Annotated in this window: 16 protein-coding genes; 5 read left to right on the top strand and 11 right to left on the bottom strand. The window is 59.6% G+C overall.

All coding sequences use genetic code 11. From position 1 onward, the window contains the following. Position 1 precedes the first annotated feature (1 nt). Together lipA and ABTV22_RS26380 are read left to right on the top strand one after the other, a co-directional pair. Entirely contained in the window at positions 2-1,024 is a 1,023-nt protein-coding gene (lipA, locus tag ABTV22_RS26385) for a lipoyl synthase (RefSeq protein WP_433737300.1), read from the top strand. A gap of 173 nt (positions 1,025-1,197) precedes the next feature. Continuing rightward, complete coding sequence (locus ABTV22_RS26380; protein ID WP_433737299.1) at positions 1,198-2,145, top strand: S66 peptidase family protein; 948 nt, start codon at positions 1,198-1,200, stop codon at positions 2,143-2,145. An 82-nt stretch (positions 2,146-2,227) separates the two neighbouring features. Here the strand turns inward: ABTV22_RS26380 and ABTV22_RS26375 are convergent, their stop codons facing one another. The 5 genes from ABTV22_RS26375 to leuS form a co-directional block, all read right to left on the bottom strand. After that, entirely contained in the window at positions 2,228-3,550 is a 1,323-nt protein-coding gene (locus ABTV22_RS26375) for a lytic murein transglycosylase (protein ID WP_433737298.1), read from the bottom strand. 62 nt (positions 3,551-3,612) lie between these two features. Then, positions 3,613-3,777 carry an alternative ribosome rescue factor ArfA gene (arfA, locus tag ABTV22_RS26370; protein WP_433737297.1) on the bottom strand — a complete coding sequence of 55 codons (165 nt, stop codon included), beginning with the start codon at positions 3,775-3,777 and terminating at the stop codon, positions 3,613-3,615. A 185-nt stretch (positions 3,778-3,962) separates the two neighbouring features. Then, complete coding sequence (gene holA, locus ABTV22_RS26365; RefSeq protein ID WP_433741518.1) at positions 3,963-5,000, bottom strand: DNA polymerase III subunit delta; 1,038 nt, start codon at positions 4,998-5,000, stop codon at positions 3,963-3,965. Between the two features lie 39 nt (positions 5,001-5,039). After that, entirely contained in the window at positions 5,040-5,645 is a 606-nt protein-coding gene (lptE, locus tag ABTV22_RS26360) for an LPS assembly lipoprotein LptE (RefSeq protein ID WP_433737296.1), read from the bottom strand. Between the two features lie 88 nt (positions 5,646-5,733). Then, positions 5,734-8,340, bottom strand: a complete 2,607-nt coding sequence (gene leuS / locus ABTV22_RS26355) for a leucine--tRNA ligase (protein ID WP_433737295.1) — start codon at positions 8,338-8,340, stop codon at positions 5,734-5,736. A gap of 281 nt (positions 8,341-8,621) precedes the next feature. Between leuS and ABTV22_RS26350 the strand changes: the two genes are divergently transcribed. Further along, complete coding sequence (locus ABTV22_RS26350; protein ID WP_433737294.1) at positions 8,622-8,942, top strand: hypothetical protein; 321 nt, start codon at positions 8,622-8,624, stop codon at positions 8,940-8,942. 106 nt (positions 8,943-9,048) lie between these two features. Further along, complete coding sequence (locus tag ABTV22_RS26345) at positions 9,049-9,810, top strand: YdcF family protein (protein WP_433737293.1); 762 nt, start codon at positions 9,049-9,051, stop codon at positions 9,808-9,810. A gap of 95 nt (positions 9,811-9,905) precedes the next feature. Here ABTV22_RS26345 and lnt read toward each other — a convergent pair whose 3' ends face one another. From lnt to miaB, 5 genes are all read right to left on the bottom strand, one after another. Continuing rightward, positions 9,906-11,429: an apolipoprotein N-acyltransferase gene (lnt, locus tag ABTV22_RS26340; RefSeq protein WP_433737292.1), complete on the bottom strand. Its 1,524-nt coding sequence runs from the start codon at positions 11,427-11,429 to the stop codon at positions 9,906-9,908. A gap of 14 nt (positions 11,430-11,443) precedes the next feature. Continuing rightward, the gene (locus ABTV22_RS26335; protein WP_433737291.1) at positions 11,444-12,283 is read right to left on the bottom strand and encodes an HlyC/CorC family transporter; all 840 of its coding nucleotides are present in this window, start codon (positions 12,281-12,283) and stop codon (positions 11,444-11,446) included. 25 nt (positions 12,284-12,308) lie between these two features. Then, complete coding sequence (gene ybeY / locus ABTV22_RS26330) at positions 12,309-12,782, bottom strand: rRNA maturation RNase YbeY (protein ID WP_433737290.1); 474 nt, start codon at positions 12,780-12,782, stop codon at positions 12,309-12,311. Next, positions 12,775-13,782 (bottom strand): PhoH family protein, encoded by a 1,008-nt coding sequence (locus ABTV22_RS26325; RefSeq protein ID WP_433737289.1) that lies wholly within the window; start codon positions 13,780-13,782, stop codon positions 12,775-12,777. The genes ybeY and ABTV22_RS26325 overlap by 8 nt, the downstream gene beginning before the upstream one ends. A 208-nt stretch (positions 13,783-13,990) precedes the next feature. Continuing rightward, a complete protein-coding gene (gene miaB / locus ABTV22_RS26320) occupies positions 13,991-15,319 on the bottom strand; it encodes a tRNA (N6-isopentenyl adenosine(37)-C2)-methylthiotransferase MiaB (RefSeq protein WP_433737288.1) in 1,329 nt (442 codons plus the stop codon). A gap of 135 nt (positions 15,320-15,454) precedes the next feature. On the opposite strand from miaB, the gene ABTV22_RS26315 reads away from it, so the two are divergent. Beyond that, complete coding sequence (locus tag ABTV22_RS26315; RefSeq protein WP_003185742.1) at positions 15,455-15,784, top strand: DUF1820 family protein; 330 nt, start codon at positions 15,455-15,457, stop codon at positions 15,782-15,784. A 113-nt stretch (positions 15,785-15,897) separates the two neighbouring features. Here ABTV22_RS26315 and ABTV22_RS26310 read toward each other — a convergent pair whose 3' ends face one another. Further along, entirely contained in the window at positions 15,898-16,452 is a 555-nt protein-coding gene (locus ABTV22_RS26310; RefSeq protein WP_433737287.1) for a tetratricopeptide repeat protein, read from the bottom strand. Positions 16,453-16,588 lie beyond the last annotated feature (136 nt).

The following is a 16,588-nucleotide window of genomic DNA, read 5'->3' as shown; positions in this document are numbered from 1 at the left end:
TATGACTACTGATGCAGTGCAAACCATGATCCCGACGCAGGATGTCACCGAGCGTCCGGCCCCGCGTGCGAAGGTTGAAACCGGCGTAAAGCTGCGTGGCGCCGAAAAGGTTGCACGCATCCCGGTAAAGATCATTCCGACCACTGAGCTGCCGAAGAAGCCTGACTGGATTCGTGTACGCATCCCGGTGTCTCCGGAAGTCGACCGCATCAAGGCCCTGCTGCGCAAACACAAGCTGCACAGCGTATGTGAAGAGGCATCCTGCCCGAATCTGGGAGAGTGCTTCTCCGGCGGCACCGCCACCTTCATGATCATGGGTGACATCTGCACCCGTCGCTGCCCGTTCTGCGACGTTGGTCATGGCCGTCCAAAGCCACTGGACGTCAATGAGCCGGAAAGCCTGGCCATCGCCATCGCTGACTTGCGCTTGAAGTACGTGGTCATCACCTCGGTGGACCGCGACGACCTGCGCGACGGCGGTGCCCAACACTTTGCTGACTGCATCCGTGAAATTCGCAAGTTGTCGCCGAACGTGCAGCTCGAAACCCTAGTGCCGGACTACCGTGGTCGCATGGACATCGCGCTGGAAATCACCGCTGCCGAGCCGCCAGATGTGTTCAACCACAACTTGGAAACCGTGCCTCGCCTGTACAAGGCCGCGCGCCCAGGTTCGGACTACCAGTGGTCGCTGACCCTGCTGCAACGCTTCAAGCAGATGATGCCGCATATCCCTACCAAGTCTGGCTTGATGCTGGGCCTTGGCGAGACCGACGACGAAGTCATCGAAGTCATGAAGCGCATGCGCGAACACGACATCGACATGCTGACCCTGGGCCAGTATCTGCAGCCGTCCCGCAGCCACTTGCCAGTACAGCGCTTCGTACACCCGGACACCTTCGCCTGGTTCGCCGAAGAAGGTTACAAAATGGGCTTCAAGAACGTCGCCTCCGGTCCGTTGGTCCGTTCTTCGTACCATGCCGACGAACAGGCGAAGCTGGTCAAGGCCGAGCTGATGTCGTCCTGATCGATAGCCAGTGATGAAAAGGCCCGCAAGGCATACAGCCTTGCGGGCGTTTTTTTGCCTTGTCGACAGCAAAGACCGACTTTTCCTGCGACCAATACAGTGAGCAATCCTCTTCTGTTTATCCCCGTTCCTGACTACTGTGTGCTTAAGCTTTCACCCTGGGAGATTCATGGATGACCGTTCGACCAACCCATACCCTTTGTCCTCACGCCCCGGTTCCGGCCTTGCCGTCGCAAGGGCTGATCGGCGTCATTGCGCCGGCCGGTCCCGCCCCGATTGACACCGATAAGGCCGTGCAATGGATGCGCGCCCGCGGTTACTCGCTGAAGATTTTCCCCGGTGTTTACGAGAAAGATGGTTACTTGGCCGGCAGCGACGAGGTGCGGCTTAATGACCTGCACGCGGCGTTCGCCGATACCGAGGTCGATGCCATCATTTGTCTGCGCGGTGGTTACGGCACGCCGAGGTTGCTTGATCGCATTGATTTCGAACTGTTGCGCAACAACGCCAAGCCCTTTATCGGTTACAGCGACATCACCGCGCTGCACTTGGCGATCAGCCGTTACGCTGGCTTCGTCACCTTCCATGGCCCGCTGCTCAATGCTGATCTGCTGGGGGATAAGCGAAAGCCCACCGAGTCCTCGTTTTTCAACATGCTGCGTGGGCAGGTGGGGGCGGGCAGCGAGCTGACGCATCCCGTGGCTTATCCGTTGACGACGATAGAACCAGGCGTTGCCCACGGGCGTTTGCTGGGGGGCAATCTGTCGATGATCGCCGCCACTATGGGCACGCCTTTTGAGATCGATGCCGAGGGTGTCATCCTGTTCATCGAGGACATCAACGAGCCGTTGTATCGCATTGACCGGTTACTCACCCATTTGCGATTGGCCGGCACGCTAGGCAAGTTGCGCGGTGTGTTGGTGGGGGATGTGGCGGGCGTCGAAGTGCCTGCGCTGGAGCGGTTGCTCAAGCAGACATTCGAGCCGCTGCGGATCCCGGTGCTGTCCGGGTGGCGAAGCGGTCACTGTGATCCGAACCTGACGTTGCCCATGGGCGCACTGGTCCGGTTGGATGCGGGGAACAAGGTGTTGGTGTTGGAGCAGGATGTAGTCGTCAGGTAATAAAAAGATCGCAGCCTGCGGCAGCTCCTACAGGGGAATGCATACACCTGTAGGAGCTGCCGTAGGCTGCGATCTTTTGCTTTTAACGGTTACGCAGGCCTTCAAGCAATTTGTGCGTCGGATACCCATCCGCCGGCCAGCCGAACGACTGTTGCGCGTTGCGGATCGCCTTGCGCGTATTGGCGCCGATGATGCCGTCCGCGGTGCCCGCGTCGTAATTCTGCGCGCTCAAAAGATTTTGCAGTTCGATCCGCTCGGTGCGGCTCAGTGGCAAATCATCCTTGGGCCACGTGCCGCTGATCAGGCCCGCGCCATTGAAACGCTGAGACAACAGGCCGACCGCCAGTGCGTAGGATGACGAGTTATTGTATTTGAGGATCGCACGGAAGTTATCGAGCACCAGGAATGCCGGGCCACGATAACCAGCGGGTAGCAGCAAGGCTGCCGATAGCTGCTCGGAACCTGGTGGGACCTGACCGCCATTGGGCAGGCTAATGCCCAGTTGCCGCCACTCTGCGACGCTCTTGCGAATCGTGCCGTCGGCCAGCATGTAGTTGAAGCCGCCGGGCAGTTGCACTTCGAAGCCCCACGGTTGGCCTTTTTGCCAGCCGGAGCTTTGCAGGTAGTGCGCGGTCGAGGCCAGGGCGTCGGCGGAACTGCCCCAAATGTCTCGGCGACCGTCACCATCGAAGTCCACGGCATGGGTGTTGTAGGTGGTCGGGATGAATTGGGTCTGGCCCATGGCGCCGGCCCAGGAGCCAAGCATTTTTTCGGGCGTGATATCGCCCTGTTGCAAGATTTGCAGGGCCGCAATCAGTTGCGCGTGGGCGAATGCCGGGCGCCGGCCTTCGTAGGCCAGGGTCGCCAGGGAGTTGATCACCGACTTGCTGCCCTGGAACTGGCCGAAGTTACTCTCCATGCCCCATACCGCGACCAGTGCCTCGCGATCGACGCCATAGCGCTGTTCGATGCTTTGCAGGATACCGGCGTATTCGCTGACCAGTCCCTGACCTTTGCGTACCCGCAGAGGCGACAGGGCGCCGTCAAGGTACTCCCACACCGGTCGGGAGAACTCCGGTTGGCTACGATCGGCACTAATCACGCTGGGGTCGAAGCTGACGTTAGCGAAGGCGCGGTCGAACAGGTCAGCACGGATACCGGCGGCCAAGGCATCCTTGCGGAAGCCCGCCTGCCATTCGGCGAACGTCTGGGTTGGCTGGATATCGAGGTTTTCGCCACTAGGCACCACAGGTGCGACGACCGCCGGAGCGGTGGTGACGGGGAGGGTTTGAAGCGGCTGTGCGTCGGCAGCGGTAGGTTTTTCCGCGCAGGCGACGAGCAAAACAAGGCTGGAGGCAGCGATCAATTGGCGCAGGTGCCAACGACGGGAAATACAAAAGGGCATGCACGGGTCCAGGAAATACGGATCAGTTGCAGACCTTAACATGTTGAGCGGATGCATGCCTTTCAGGCTGCCAGAAAGTAAGAAGCCTCCCAGCTATTAGACTGGAAGGCTTCGCGGCGGTAGCTGCCTTTACCCTTGCCTGGGCGTTCCTGACGGCTGCGGAACAGTGGCTGGGCGATGATGGATTTGGCCTTGTTGGGGCCATGCTTGGATGGCTTTTTGCTCATGATCGGCTCTCGCGTTTGAGTGGTTTTTGCGGGGCAAATCATCGGCTCAAGTGAGGGATCTGTCTATAGCGCAAATGTATGTATGTTTTGTAGGAAAGAAGATCAAGAGATCGCAGCCTTCGGCAGCTCCTACATTGCATCGCGCTTTACCTGTAGGAGCTGCCGAAGGCTGCGATCTTTTGATCTTATTCGGCAGGTAACGACAATCGCTGGCCGGCCATCAACAACGTCAAACGACTCAAGCTCATCCACGGCGAACCGGCCGCCTGGCCTTTGATCTGTGCGTCAATGCGCTGTGCTTCGAGCAGCAACTGGGCCCAGCGTGGCGCTGAATAGCGTTGCAGGGCTTTGCTCATCAGCGGCTTGCGCTTGTCCCAGACCGGTGGTTTGGCTTGGCTGAAGGCTTTGTCCAACGGCGTACCTTGGCTGTACTGCAGGGAAATGTTGGCCAGCAAGCGCAGCTCTCGGGACAGGGCCCAGAGAATCACCGGTGGTTCGACACCTTCACCGCGAAGGCCTTCCAGCATGCGCAGGGCATGGGCAGCTTCACCGTTGAGAATGGCATCGGTCAGCCCGAAAACGTCGAAACGCGCACTGTCGGCGACCGCAGCCTGCACGGTTTCGACGGTGATCTGGCCACCTTCGGCCATCAGTTTGAGCTTTTCGATTTCCTGGGCGGCGGCCAGCAGGTTGCCCTCGACCCGTGCGGCAATCAACTCGACGGCGTCCTGACTGGCGGAAAGACCTGCCTGGGAAAGGCGCTGACGAATCCAGGCCGGCAATTGGCTGACATCCACCGGCCAGATCTGCACGAACTGAGTCTGCGGGCCTTCGACCAGTGCCTTGCCCCACTTGGTTTTCTGCGCACTGCCATCGAGTTTCGGCAGGCTGATCAACAGGACTGTGTCTTCGGCCGGTCGGGAGCAGTACTCAATGAGCGCGGCAGCGCCTTTATCACCGGGTTTTCCGGAGGGCAGGCGTAGTTCCAGCAGGCGTTTTTGCGCGAACAACGACATGCTGGCACCGGCCTGGAGCAACGTACCCCAATCGAAATTGGCGTCGGCGGCAAAGACCTGGCGTTCATCGAAACCCTGCTGGCGAGCGGCAGTGCGGATGGCGTCGGCAGCTTCCTGGCACAACAAGGGATCATCACCGCTAATGACGTAGACCGGCGCGAGTGCACCTTGCAGGTGTTTGGCGAGTTGGGCGGGAGCGAGCTTCATAAGAGGGGGCAAACGGGGCGCCTGAGCGCCCCGTAAGACTTACTGCTGCGGAGTTTCGACAGGCGACTGACGCGGGGTTTCCGCTTCAGCTTTCTGCGCCGCTTCCAGTGCCGCGGCTTCTGCCTTGGCGCGGGCTTCGGCGGTCTGCCGCATCTGCTCAAGCTGAGTCGGCGTGATTTGCTGCAGGCGCACCACCATGCGTTGCACCAGTTCGCGACGCATCTCCTTGCGGGCATCGTTGGCTTCCTGGTCGGAGCCCACCAGGTTGTTGCCGTCGTGGATGAAGACTTTTTCCACTTCGAGCTTGTCACTGATCAACGAGAGATTGCCCTGGCTGAGAATGCTGTAGTTGAGCGTGGTGTTCAGTTGATATTCGCCAGTACGACCAGCGCCTGCGTAGCTGAGGATGCGCTGGGTTTCCTGCTCATTGGTCAGTACAAGCTTATAGGGGGCGCCGGTATAGACTTTGACGCCGCTACGATCGAGCACCTGACGCAGCTGGGTCACGGTTTCGCCATAGGAGTTGCGTGCGCTGACATCAAGTTCCTTGATCGCCAGTTCGGTGGTGCCGGTGCCGCGCAGCTGGAAACCGCAGGCGCTCAACAGGACCGCCAGGCCCATCACCAGCAAATTGCGTTTGATCATTGTGTTGCTCCCCTTGAAACCATGTGGGCCGGTCAACCGGCCCGAAAGGTTTTATTCGGCGCCAGGCTTGGCCTGGCGCCTGATCCAATTAGCTGGCGACGATGTTGACCAGTTTCCCGGGCACCACGATCACTTTACGAATGGTCAGGCCGTCGACAAAACGCAGCACGTTTTCGTTGGCGCGTGCGGCAGCTTCGACTTCTTCGCGGCTGGCGCTGGCCGGCATTTCGATCTGGCCGCGCAGCTTGCCGTTGACCTGGATGACCAGGGTCAGGCTGTCCTGCACCAGCGCGCTGTCGTCCTGCACCGGCCAGCCGGCGTCGATCACCGGCTCGGCGTGGCCCAGTTGTTTCCACAGCTCGTGGCTGATGTGCGGGGTGATCGGCGCCAGCAACAGAGTTACGGTTTCCAGGCCTTCATGAACCAGTGCGCGATCCTGTTCGGTGCCTTGCGCGGCTTTCTCCAGCACGTTCATCAAGGTCATCACCTGGGCGATGGCCGTGTTGAATTTGTGGTTCTGGCCGACGTCGTGGCTGGCCTGTTTGATGGCCAGGTGGATCGAACGGCGAATGGCTTTCTGTTCGTCGTTCAGGCTGGCGACGTCCAGTTTGCCCGGCAGGCCCTGAGCGACGTGTGCCTGAGCCAGGCGCCAGACGCGCTTGAGGAAGCGGTGCGAGCCTTCGACGCCGGAGTCGGACCATTCGGCGCTCATGTCCGGTGGCGAGGCGAACATCATGAACAGGCGGCAGGTGTCTGCGCCGAACTGATCGATCATCGACTGTGGGTCGACGCCATTGTTCTTCGACTTGGCCATCTTCTCGGTGCCACCGATTTCCACCGGCAGGCCATCCGCGATCAGCTTGGCGCTAATGACCTTGGCCTTGCTGTCACGCTCCAGCTCCACGTCCGCCGGGTTGAACCAGGTATAAGCACCGTTGGCTTCGCGACGGTAGTAAGTCTCGGCGACCACCATGCCCTGGGTCAGCAGGTTCTTGAATGGTTCGTTGGAGCTCACCAAGCCCTCGTCACGCATCAGCTTGTGGAAGAAGCGCGCGTAGAGCAGGTGAAGAATGGCGTGTTCGATACCGCCGATGTACTGATCCACCGGCAACCAGTGGTCAGCTGCGGATTTTTCCACCAGGCCGCCTTCAAAGTGCGGAGAAGCATAGCGGGCGTAGTACCAGGACGACTCGACGAAGGTGTCCATGGTGTCGGTTTCACGCTTGGCAGGCTGGCCACATTTCGGGCAGCTGCATTCGTAGAACTCGGGCATGCGCGCCAGCGGCGAGCCGGCGCCGTCAGGTACAACGTCTTCCGGCAGTACGACGGGCAGTTGGTCTTCCGGCACCGGTACGTCGCCACAGCTGTCGCAATGGATGATCGGGATCGGGCAGCCCCAGTAGCGCTGACGGCTGATACCCCAGTCGCGCAGGCGGAACTGGGTGCGCGAAGCGCCGAGGTTTTTCTTGATCAGTGCCACTTCGATGGCGTCGAAGGCGCCAGTGAAGTCCAGGCCGTCGAACTCGCCGGAATTGATCAGCGTGCCGTATTCGCCGTAAGCCTCTTGCCACGGTTCCGGGTTGGTTTCACCGGAGCTGGTGCGCACTACGGATTTGACCGGCAGGTTGTACTTGTGGGCGAACTCGAAATCGCGCTCATCGTGAGCTGGCACAGCCATTACCGCGCCATCGCCGTAGTGCATCAGCACGTAGTTGGCGACCCACACTGGCAATTTTTCGCCCGTCAGTGGGTGCTCGACGAACAGGCCGGTCGGCAGGCCTTTCTTTTCCTGGGTGGCGACATCGGCTTCGGCGACGCTACCGCTCTTGCATTCGGCGATGAACGCTTGCAGCTCAGGATTGTTTTGCGCGGCTAGGGTGGCCAGGTGGTGCTCGGCGGCCACGGCGACGTAAGTCGCGCCCATCAGGGTGTCCGGACGGGTGGTGAAGACTTTCAGGGTGCCGCTCTCGCCGATGGAATCGACGCTGTACGGGAACTGCACTTCCATGCCGCGGGATTTGCCGATCCAGTTGCGCTGCATGGTCTTGACCTGTTCAGGCCAGCCCGGCAGTTCATCGAGGCTTTCCAGCAGCTCATCCGCGTAGGCGGTGATCTTGAAGTAGTACATCGGGATTTCGCGCTTTTCGATCAGCGCGCCGGAACGCCAGCCGCGACCGTCGATCACCTGTTCATTGGCCAGAACGGTCTGGTCGATCGGGTCCCAGTTCACGGTGCCGTTTTTACGGTAGATCACGCCTTTTTCGAACAGGCGGGTGAACAGCCATTGTTCCCAGCGGTAGTAGTCCGGCTTGCAGGTCGTCACTTCGCGCGACCAGTCCACCGCCAGGCCCAGGCTGCGCAGCTGGGATTTCATGTAGGCGATGTTTTCGTAAGTCCACTTGGCCGGGGCTACGTTGTTCTTCATCGCGGCGTTTTCCGCCGGCATGCCGAAGGCGTCCCAACCCATGGGTTGCAGGACGTTCTTGCCTTGCATGCGCTGATAGCGGGAGATCACGTCGCCGATGGTGTAGTTGCGCACGTGCCCCATGTGTAGCTTGCCGCTGGGGTAAGGGAACATAGACAGGCAGTAGTAGGTCTCCTTGCCTGGCTGTTCACTGACTTCAAAGGACTTTTGCTCGTCCCAGAACGACTGGGCGGCGGCTTCGATTTCACGGGGCTGATATTGTTCGTGCATGGCTACTTTTGAACTGAATAGGGGTGGCCTAATCCTCTTCAATGCAACGCTGGACGATGAATGCGCCAATTCGGCGTTTTCGCTGCCCAGTCGAGCTGGAAGTGGAGTTACAGGAAGCGCCGTAGCATACATGACCGCACTCTACCGAGGGAAACCCTGATTGCTGCCGCGCGTCACGCCAAATCCTCTGCGAGGGCCGTTGGTCGCGGCGTTCAGCCGGTTTGTTCATGGAGGCTAAGCTCTAACTGGGGAGTAGGTCTTATCTTCCAATGAGGTGAGGGATGGTTGATTCACAGCACAAAGCTACAAAACCGGAGCTGTACGAAAGACTGATCGATCGTCTGGGCATGGCGCTGGAAGCGGCAAGAACCGCTGGCCGGCTACGTGATGAACGTCCACTGGAGCTGGAGTTGCGCGGCTTGAGCCCTGCAGAGTTTGCCCTGGTCAAGGCGTACCTGGATCGCAGTGAACGTGAGACACATGGATGCTTGTCCGAAGCAGTGAAGCAACTCGATGCACCACGTTCTGCCAAGATTATCTGGCTCAAGGACAAAGTCCCCGGTAGAGACGCGGTAAAGGTCCGGTCTCTGCAGTTCAAATAAGGGCATAGAGCCATGCTCCATGACTTTTTGAAGCATAGTCCTTCCGTATTGATTGTCGCATCGCATCAACCCACTTAGGCTTCGGGCATCTTCATGGAGATGCTCGATGCCTTTTCGCTATTTCGTGAAACAAATTTTTTTGCCGCCAGGCCTTTTGTTGCTGTTGCTGGTGCTTGCCTGGTGGTTGCGCCGCTCTAGACCAAGGCTCGCCGGTGTGTGTTTTGCCCTTGGGTTCGGTGGCTTCTGGCTGATGAGCCTGCCCATCGTTGTGCAATGGGGGGCGGAGCTATTGGAAAGTGAGCCGCCGCTGGCCCGCGAGGAATGGGCGACGCTGGGTCAGCACGCCGATGCGATCGTGGTGCTGGGGTCGGGGCGGGAGCGAGGTGATTCGGCTTGGGGGACTGATCAGCCAACCGGTGTTGGCCTGGAGCGCCAGCGCTACGCTGCACGCTTGGCCAAGGCCTCCGGGTTGCCGATTCTGACCAGCGGCGGGCTGCATTACGGCACACCCCCCACTGAAGCCAAGTTGATGGCTGACTCATTGCGCGATGACTTCGGCGTCACCGTGCGCTGGCAGGAGGGGCGCAGTCGCACGACCTGGGAAAACGCGCAATTGAGTGCCGAGGTGCTGTTACCCGAAGGTATCAAGCGCGTGGTATTGGTCACGCAAGCCTGGCACATGCCTCGCGCGGTCTGGAGTTTCCGCAAGGCTGGATTCGAGGTGGTGCCGGCACCGGTTGGGTTTCTAGGCGGTGATAACGGCGAACCGCTGGGTGGTTGGATGCCGGAGTTCAAGGCGATCTGGCGAAGTGGGCAGTTGATGAACGAGGCGGTGGGGCAGGTTGGGTATTCGCTTTTTTATCGCTGAAAAGCAAAAGATCGCAGCCTGCGGCAGCTCCTACAGAGGAATGCGTCTATCCCGTAGGAGCTGCCGAAGGCTGCGATCTTTTCCAGACGCTGCGGTTAAACGGTCTTGGCCATCCGGCTCGCCACCAGCGCCCAGCCAAACAGCAGTACGCAAACAATGACCAACGGCCACGAACGCCATTGCAGGTACGGCGTCAGGTTGTGCATTGGCACCACATCGCCGTACAGGATGCCGCGTTCGAATTGCGGGATCTGTGCGGTGATCTGGCCGAACGGGTTGATCAGGCCGGTCACGCCGTTGTTGGTGGCGCGGATCATCCAGCGACCGGCTTCCAGTGCGCGCATCTGGGCCATTTGCAGATGCTGCAGCGGACCAATGGACGTGCCGAACCAGGTGTCGTTACTGATGGTCAGCAACAGATCGCTTTGGGCCGCGAGGCCAGCGGCGAATTCCGGATAAACCACTTCGTAGCAGATGTACGGCGCGATCTGGTAGCCCTTGGCCTGCAACATGGGCTGATCGGCCGGGCCTCGGGCGAAGTCTGACATCGGCAGGTCGAAAAACGCGATCAGCCCGCGCAGCACATCCTGCAAGGGCACGTACTCGCCGAATGGCACCAACTTCTGCTTGAGGTAAGTGCCATCGCCTTCACCCACCACGGTGATGCCGTTGAAGAAGCGCTTCTCATGGCGAACGACTTCCCTGATCGGTACGCCGGTAATCAGCGCCGAGTCCCGTTCAGCAGCGAATTTCCCCATCATGCCCAGGTAGCCTTCGGCGGACTCCTTGAGCACCGGGATGGCGGTTTCAGGCCAGATCAGCAGATCGACACGTTTGGAGGTAAAACTCATGTCGCGGTACAGCGCCAGTTGCTCATTGAGCTGCGCCGGATCCCACTTCATGCTCTGTTCGACGTTCCCCTGAATTGCAGCGACGCTCAGCGGCGCCCCCGCCGGGCTGGTCCAGGCATGATGCTTGAGAGCGATGCCGACCAGCCATGGACCGATCAACAGCACGACACCCATCGCGATAAAGCCTTTGCGGCCCCCCCGAATCAAGCGCAAACCGTTGTAGATCAGCGCAGCGGTCAAAGCCAGCGTGAAGGAAATCAGCCACATGCCGCCGACGGGGGCGAGCCCGGACAGCGGGCCATCAAGTTGGCTGTAACCGGAATAAAGCCACGGGAAGCCGGTGAGGAACCAGCCGCGAAACGCTTCCTGGCCAACCCACAGCGCCGCGAACGCCAGCGCATCGGCCAGTGGCGCTTCATTGCGTCGCAGCCAGCGTGCCCAGACCCAGGCGGGCAGGGCAAAGAACCAGGCAATTGCCGCGGTGAAGATCAGCATCAGGAACCCGGCCAGCAGGACCGAGGCGCCACCGAAGTGGTGAATGCTGTAGTAGATCCAACTGGTACCGGCGCCGAACAGGCCGAAGCCAAAGCACCAGCCGCGCCCCAGGGCCTGGCGGGGGCTCAGCTCACGCAGGCCGGCATAGAAAAGCCCGACCGCCAGTAACGCCAGCGGCCAGATATCGAATGGCGCCAAGGCCAGAGTGGTGATTGCACCGGCCGCCACGGCCAGCAGGTTACCGGGCCAGCCGGGGCGGGTTATCCAGCGCATTACAGTCCTTAGTATTACCGGGCGATAGGGGTCAGTCGCAGTAGATGAATCCGACGGCTATCGGCATTGAGGATGCGGAAGCGATAGGTGCCGATTTCAGTGACTTCGTTGCGTTTTGGCAAGTGCCCGAATGCGCTCATCACCAGGCCGCCCACGGTGTCGAATTCGTCGTCGGAGAATTCGCTATCGAAGAACTCGTTGAAGTTCTCGATCGGCGTCAGTGCCTTGATCAGGAAGTCGCCGCTGGGCAGTGGCTTGATGTAGCTGTCTTCTTCGACATCGTGCTCGTCCTCGATGTCACCGACGATCTGCTCCAGCACATCTTCAATGGTCACCAGGCCCGCCACGCCGCCGTATTCGTCGATGACGATGGCCATGTGGTTGTGGTTGGCGCGGAACTCGCGCAGCAGCACATTCAGGCGCTTGGATTCCGGCACGAAGGTGGCCGGGCGCAGTAGATCCTTGATGTTGAAGCTGTCACCGTTCTCCTTGAGGATCAACGGCAGCAAATCCTTGGCCAGCAACACGCCCATCACGTCGTCGTGGCTTTCGCCGATCACCGGATAGCGGGAGTGGGCCGAGTCGAGCACGGCCGGCAGGAATTCGCGGGGTGTCTGGGTCGCCTTGATGCTGATCATCTGCGAGCGCGGGACCATGATGTCGCGTACTTGCAGGTCAGCCACCTGGATGGCGCCTTCGACGATGGCCAGCGCTTCGCTGTCCAACAGTTTGTTCTGGTGTGCGTCGCGCAGCAGCTCCAGCAGCTCCTGGCGGTTCTTCGGCTCGTGGGCAAAAGCCTGGGTGAGCTTACCCAGCCAGGACTTTTGCCCGTTGCTCGATCGATCTTCGCTCATAGCGATTACTCTGAATCCTTTGTTGTCATGATGGGGATGTTTCGGTTTCGTCATCCGCGTACGGATCGCGATAGCCCAGTTCTGCAAGCAACTCTCGTTCCAGTGCTTCCATTTCTTCGGCTTCCTCGTCCTCTATATGGTCGTAACCAAGCAGATGCAAGCAGCCGTGGATCACCAGGTGCGCCCAATGGGCCTTGAGTTCCTTGCCTTGTTCGGCGGCCTCTCGCTCCACCACGGCAACACAGATCACCAGGTCGCCGAGCAGCGGAATGTCGAGAAACTCGTCTGGAACATCCGCCGGGAATGACAAGACGTTAGTGGCGTAATCCTTTTGCCGCCAGGTGTGATTCAGCTCGCGGCCTTCGGCTTCGTCGACCAGGCGAATGGTCATCTCGGAGTCGGCGGTGCGCTGGCGCAGGGCCAGTTCGCACCACTGGCGGAATTCGGCTTCGCTGGGGGCGGGGCTTTGGGTCGCGATTTGCAGGTCGAGCTCAAGCATCGCGGCGGCTTTCCCTGGCGGCTGCATCGTCGGCTGCACGGGTTTCGAAGCGCTCATAGGCCTCGACAATGCGCTGTACCAACGGGTGGCGCACGACATCCTTGGGCTGGAAGTGCGTGAAGCTGATGCCTGGCACGTCTTTCAACACTTCAATGACGTGGTGCAACCCGGATTTGGTGCCGCGTGGCAAGTCAACCTGGGTGATGTCACCGGTGATGACGGCTGTTGAGCCAAAGCCAATCCGGGTCAGGAACATCTTCATTTGCTCGACGGTGGTGTTCTGGCTTTCGTCGAGGATGATGAAGCTGTTGTTCAACGTCCGGCCGCGCATGTAGGCCAATGGCGCGACTTCGATGATCTGGCGTTCGATCAGCTTGGCGACATACTCGAAACCGAGCATTTCGTAGAGTGCGTCATAGAGCGGACGCAGGTACGGGTCGATTTTCTGGCTGAGGTCGCCTGGCAGGAAACCGAGTTTTTCCCCAGCCTCTACCGCCGGACGTACCAGCAGGATGCGACGGATCTGCTCGCGTTCCAGTGCATCCACCGCGCAGGCGACGGCCAGGTAGGTCTTGCCGGTACCGGCCGGACCAATGCCGAAGTTGATGTCGTTGCCGAGGATTTCCTTCACGTAGCGCTGCTGATTCAAGCCGCGTGGGCGAATCATGCCTTTTTTGGTGCGCAGGGCGACGGCAGCGTCGGCGGGGGAGTGGTTGTCCAGCTCTTCGACGGCAGATTCCTGCAGGAACAGGTGAACCATGTCCGGCGACAGCTCGGTCCCCTTGGTTTCCCGGTACAGGCGGCGCAGGAGGTTTTCCGCGGAAGTGGTGTGTTTGCGCTCGCCGATCAGTTCGAACTGGTTCCCGCGGTTGCGGATCTCGATGGTCAGGCGCTGTTCGATCAAGCGCAGATGCTCGTCGAATTGCCCGCACAGATTGGCGAAACGGCGAGCCTCAAAAGGCTCGAGGATGAAACGATGGGGTTCTATGGGTGCGTTCAAGGTCGTATTTAGCCGCCCTGGGGCAATAGTGATGAAATCAAGGATAACGCCAGTGGCGTGGGTGCGAAAGCTCTTAAATATCGCAAGGTCAAACACCGTCCCCTGTAGGAGCCGAGCTTGCTCGCGATGTCGGTCTGGCATTCAACATTTGAGTCGTCTGACCTGGCCTCATCGCGAGCAAGCTCGGCTCCTACAGTGATGTGCGGTGTTATTGGATCAGCGAACCCCGCAGCGAATGCGGTTGGGCTGCGTCGATGCGCACATCGGCGAACTGGCCGATCAAGGTTGGATTGTCGCAGCGGAAGTTGACGATACGGTTATTTTCGGTGCGACCTTGCAGCTCGCCAGGGTCTTTTTTCGAATAATCGGTGACCAGAATGCGCTGGATCGAACCGACCATTTGTCGGCTGATTTCGAAACCTTGCTGATTCAAGCGATGTTGCAGGGCGTTGAGGCGCTCTTTTTTCAACTCTTCGGGCGTGTCATCGGCCAGATCGGCGGCCGGGGTGCCGGGACGCTGGCTGTAGACGAACGAGTAGGAGAAGTCGAAACCGACGTCCTGAATGAGCTTCATGGTCTGTTCGAAGTCTTTTTCGGTCTCGCCAGGGAAGCCGACGATAAAGTCCGAGCTGATGCAAATGCCCGGTACGGCGGCCCGCAGCTTGCGCAGTTTGGATTTGTATTCCAGCGCGGTGTGGTTGCGCTTCATCGCCGCGAGGATGCGATCCGAACCCGATTGCACCGGCAGGTGCAGGTGTTTCACCAGTTCAGGTACGTCGGCATGGGCCTGGATCAGGCTGTCGGAGAATTCCAGCGGATGCGAAGTGGTGTAGCGGATGCGGTCGATGCCATCGACGGCGGCGACGACGCGGATCAGCTCGGCCAAGTCGGCCAGGCGTCCGTCATGGGTGGCGCCACGATAACCGTTGACGTTCTGCCCCAGCAGCGTCACCTCGCGCACGCCGTTTTCGGCCAGGTGAATGATCTCGGCAATCACGTCGTCGAACGGGCGGCTGACTTCTTCGCCCCGGGTATAGGGCACCACGCAGAAGGTGCAGTATTTGCTGCAACCTTCCATCACCGAGACATAAGCGCTCGGGCCGTCGATGCGGGGCTCGGGCAGGTGGTCGAATTTTTCGATTTCCGGGAAGGACACATCGACTTGCGGCAGCTTGCTGATGCGTGCAGCGTCGATCATTTCTGGCAGGCGGTGCAGGGTCTGCGGGCCGAATACCACGTCGACATAGGGCGCGCGATCACGAATCGCGGCGCCTTCCTGACTGGCTACGCACCCGCCGACGGCAATCACCATGTCCGGGTTGGCCAGTTTCAGCTCGCGCCAGCGGCCCAGTTGCGAGTAGACGCGATCCTGGGCGCGTTCGCGGATCGAGCAGGTGTTGAGCAGGATCACGTCGGCGTCTTCAGCGCGAGCGGTGACTTCCAGGGCCTGGTGTTCGCCCAGCAGATCGACCATGCGCGAGCTGTCGTACTCGTTCATCTGGCAACCGTGGGTTTCGATATAAAGCTTCTTGGCCATGGAAAAGGGTCATCACGTGATTCGAAGAACCGCGCATTATAGGGAACATGCTCCCAGGTTCCTACCGCTGTGCGTCCGGTGGTTATGCTATAGTTCGCGCCCTCTTTTTTTCCCCCGATGTGTTGCTCGCCCACCATGACCAAACGTGAAGCTCCAATCTACAAGGTGATTTTCCTCAACCAGGGCCAGGTGTTCGAAATGTACGCCAAGCAGATCTACCAGAGCGATCTGTGGGGCTTTCTGGAAGTGGAAGAGTTCGTCTTTGGCGAGCGCACGCAAGTGGTCGTCGACCCGAGCGAAGAGAAGCTCAAGGCACAGTTCGAAGGTGTGGTGCGCAGTTTTGTGCCTATGCACTCGATCGTGCGTATCGATGAAGTCGAGCGTCTGGGCACTCCGAAAATCAGCGAAGCCCGTGGTGCGGTCGGTAATGTGATGCCGTTTCCGATGCCGATGCCAGAGAAGTAAGCCTCAAGACCGAGTTGCTACCAATCGCGAGCAAGCTTTGCTCCTACAGAACTGTGTCAGAACCCTGTAGGAGCAAAGCTTGCTCGCGATGGCGTCAGAAAGGCGGGTAAAAATCAGGGAAGGGGCGAAAAGGGCGTACGCCCATCGGCGCTCTGCAGTTCCATCAGGTATTTGCGGAAAATCTGCCCGAGTACCTGGGTGGCGACTTCCAGCTCTTCGCGGGGCATTTTCTCGGTGACTTCGTCAGCCGTGTCCAGCGCGTCTTCCGCGCCATTGACCGCCGCCATTTTCAGCAGAATGTATGCCTGAATGTTATTGGCCGGAACACCTTCGCCATGGAAGAACATGGTGCCGAGCTTGAATTGCGCCTGGGCGTGGCCTTGCAAGGAGGCCTTTTCGAAATAACTCAGGGCTTTATTGAGGTCGCGCGGCGCGTTTTTGCCTTCGTAGTAGAACTCACCCAACTCGTATTGCGCTTGCGCATCCCCTTCATCCGACGCTTTCTGGCAGGCGGCGAGTGCCTGTGCCAGGTCTTGCGGCTGAGTATTGAGGGTGCAGCGACCCATCGCTGGGATTAACAACGAGTTACCGCCTGCTTGTGCGAGCGCGAGCAGGGGCTGAAGGAGCAACAGGCAGCCCAGTGAAAGGGCGCGGCCGGTGCGGTTCATGGGAATCGACTTACCTCTGAAGGGCGCGCGGACCCATCGAGGGGATCCAATAAGCGCGCATTATGAAATAAGCAGGGCCAACCTTACAAAGTCTTTACTCGTTTTTCTGCTGCGTGGGAACTATATCGCCCACTTT

The sequence above is a fragment of the Pseudomonas putida genome (assembly GCF_050990305.1).
Classification (GTDB): Bacteria; Pseudomonadota; Gammaproteobacteria; order Pseudomonadales; family Pseudomonadaceae; genus Aquipseudomonas; species Aquipseudomonas putida_AH.
The sequence above is the reverse complement of the archived record's forward strand: the minus strand, read 5'-3'. Positions and strand labels throughout refer to the sequence as shown.

What these genes read in the sequence shown, in the direction of transcription:
- ABTV22_RS26345 (WP_433737293.1), top strand. Translation starts at nt 9,049, where the DNA reads ATGCCTTTTCGCTATTTCGTGAAACAAATTTTTTTGCCGCCAGGCCTT.
- ABTV22_RS26310 (WP_433737287.1), bottom strand. Translation starts at nt 16,452, where the DNA reads ATGAACCGCACCGGCCGCGCCCTTTCACTGGGCTGCCTGTTGCTCCTT.
- lptE (WP_433737296.1), bottom strand. Translation starts at nt 5,645, where the DNA reads ATGATCAAACGCAATTTGCTGGTGATGGGCCTGGCGGTCCTGTTGAGC.
- leuS (WP_433737295.1), bottom strand. Translation starts at nt 8,340, where the DNA reads ATGCACGAACAATATCAGCCCCGTGAAATCGAAGCCGCCGCCCAGTCG.
- arfA (WP_433737297.1), bottom strand. Translation starts at nt 3,777, where the DNA reads ATGAGCAAAAAGCCATCCAAGCATGGCCCCAACAAGGCCAAATCCATC.
- holA (WP_433741518.1), bottom strand. Translation starts at nt 5,000, where the DNA reads ATGAAGCTCGCTCCCGCCCAACTCGCCAAACACCTGCAAGGTGCACTC.
- ABTV22_RS26380 (WP_433737299.1), top strand. Translation starts at nt 1,198, where the DNA reads ATGACCGTTCGACCAACCCATACCCTTTGTCCTCACGCCCCGGTTCCG.
- ybeY (WP_433737290.1), bottom strand. Translation starts at nt 12,782, where the DNA reads ATGCTTGAGCTCGACCTGCAAATCGCGACCCAAAGCCCCGCCCCCAGC.
- ABTV22_RS26315 (WP_003185742.1), top strand. Translation starts at nt 15,455, where the DNA reads ATGACCAAACGTGAAGCTCCAATCTACAAGGTGATTTTCCTCAACCAG.
- ABTV22_RS26335 (WP_433737291.1), bottom strand. Translation starts at nt 12,283, where the DNA reads ATGAGCGAAGATCGATCGAGCAACGGGCAAAAGTCCTGGCTGGGTAAG.
- lipA (WP_433737300.1), top strand. Translation starts at nt 2, where the DNA reads ATGACTACTGATGCAGTGCAAACCATGATCCCGACGCAGGATGTCACC.
- lnt (WP_433737292.1), bottom strand. Translation starts at nt 11,429, where the DNA reads ATGCGCTGGATAACCCGCCCCGGCTGGCCCGGTAACCTGCTGGCCGTG.
- miaB (WP_433737288.1), bottom strand. Translation starts at nt 15,319, where the DNA reads ATGGCCAAGAAGCTTTATATCGAAACCCACGGTTGCCAGATGAACGAG.
- ABTV22_RS26375 (WP_433737298.1), bottom strand. Translation starts at nt 3,550, where the DNA reads ATGCCCTTTTGTATTTCCCGTCGTTGGCACCTGCGCCAATTGATCGCT.
- ABTV22_RS26350 (WP_433737294.1), top strand. Translation starts at nt 8,622, where the DNA reads ATGGTTGATTCACAGCACAAAGCTACAAAACCGGAGCTGTACGAAAGA.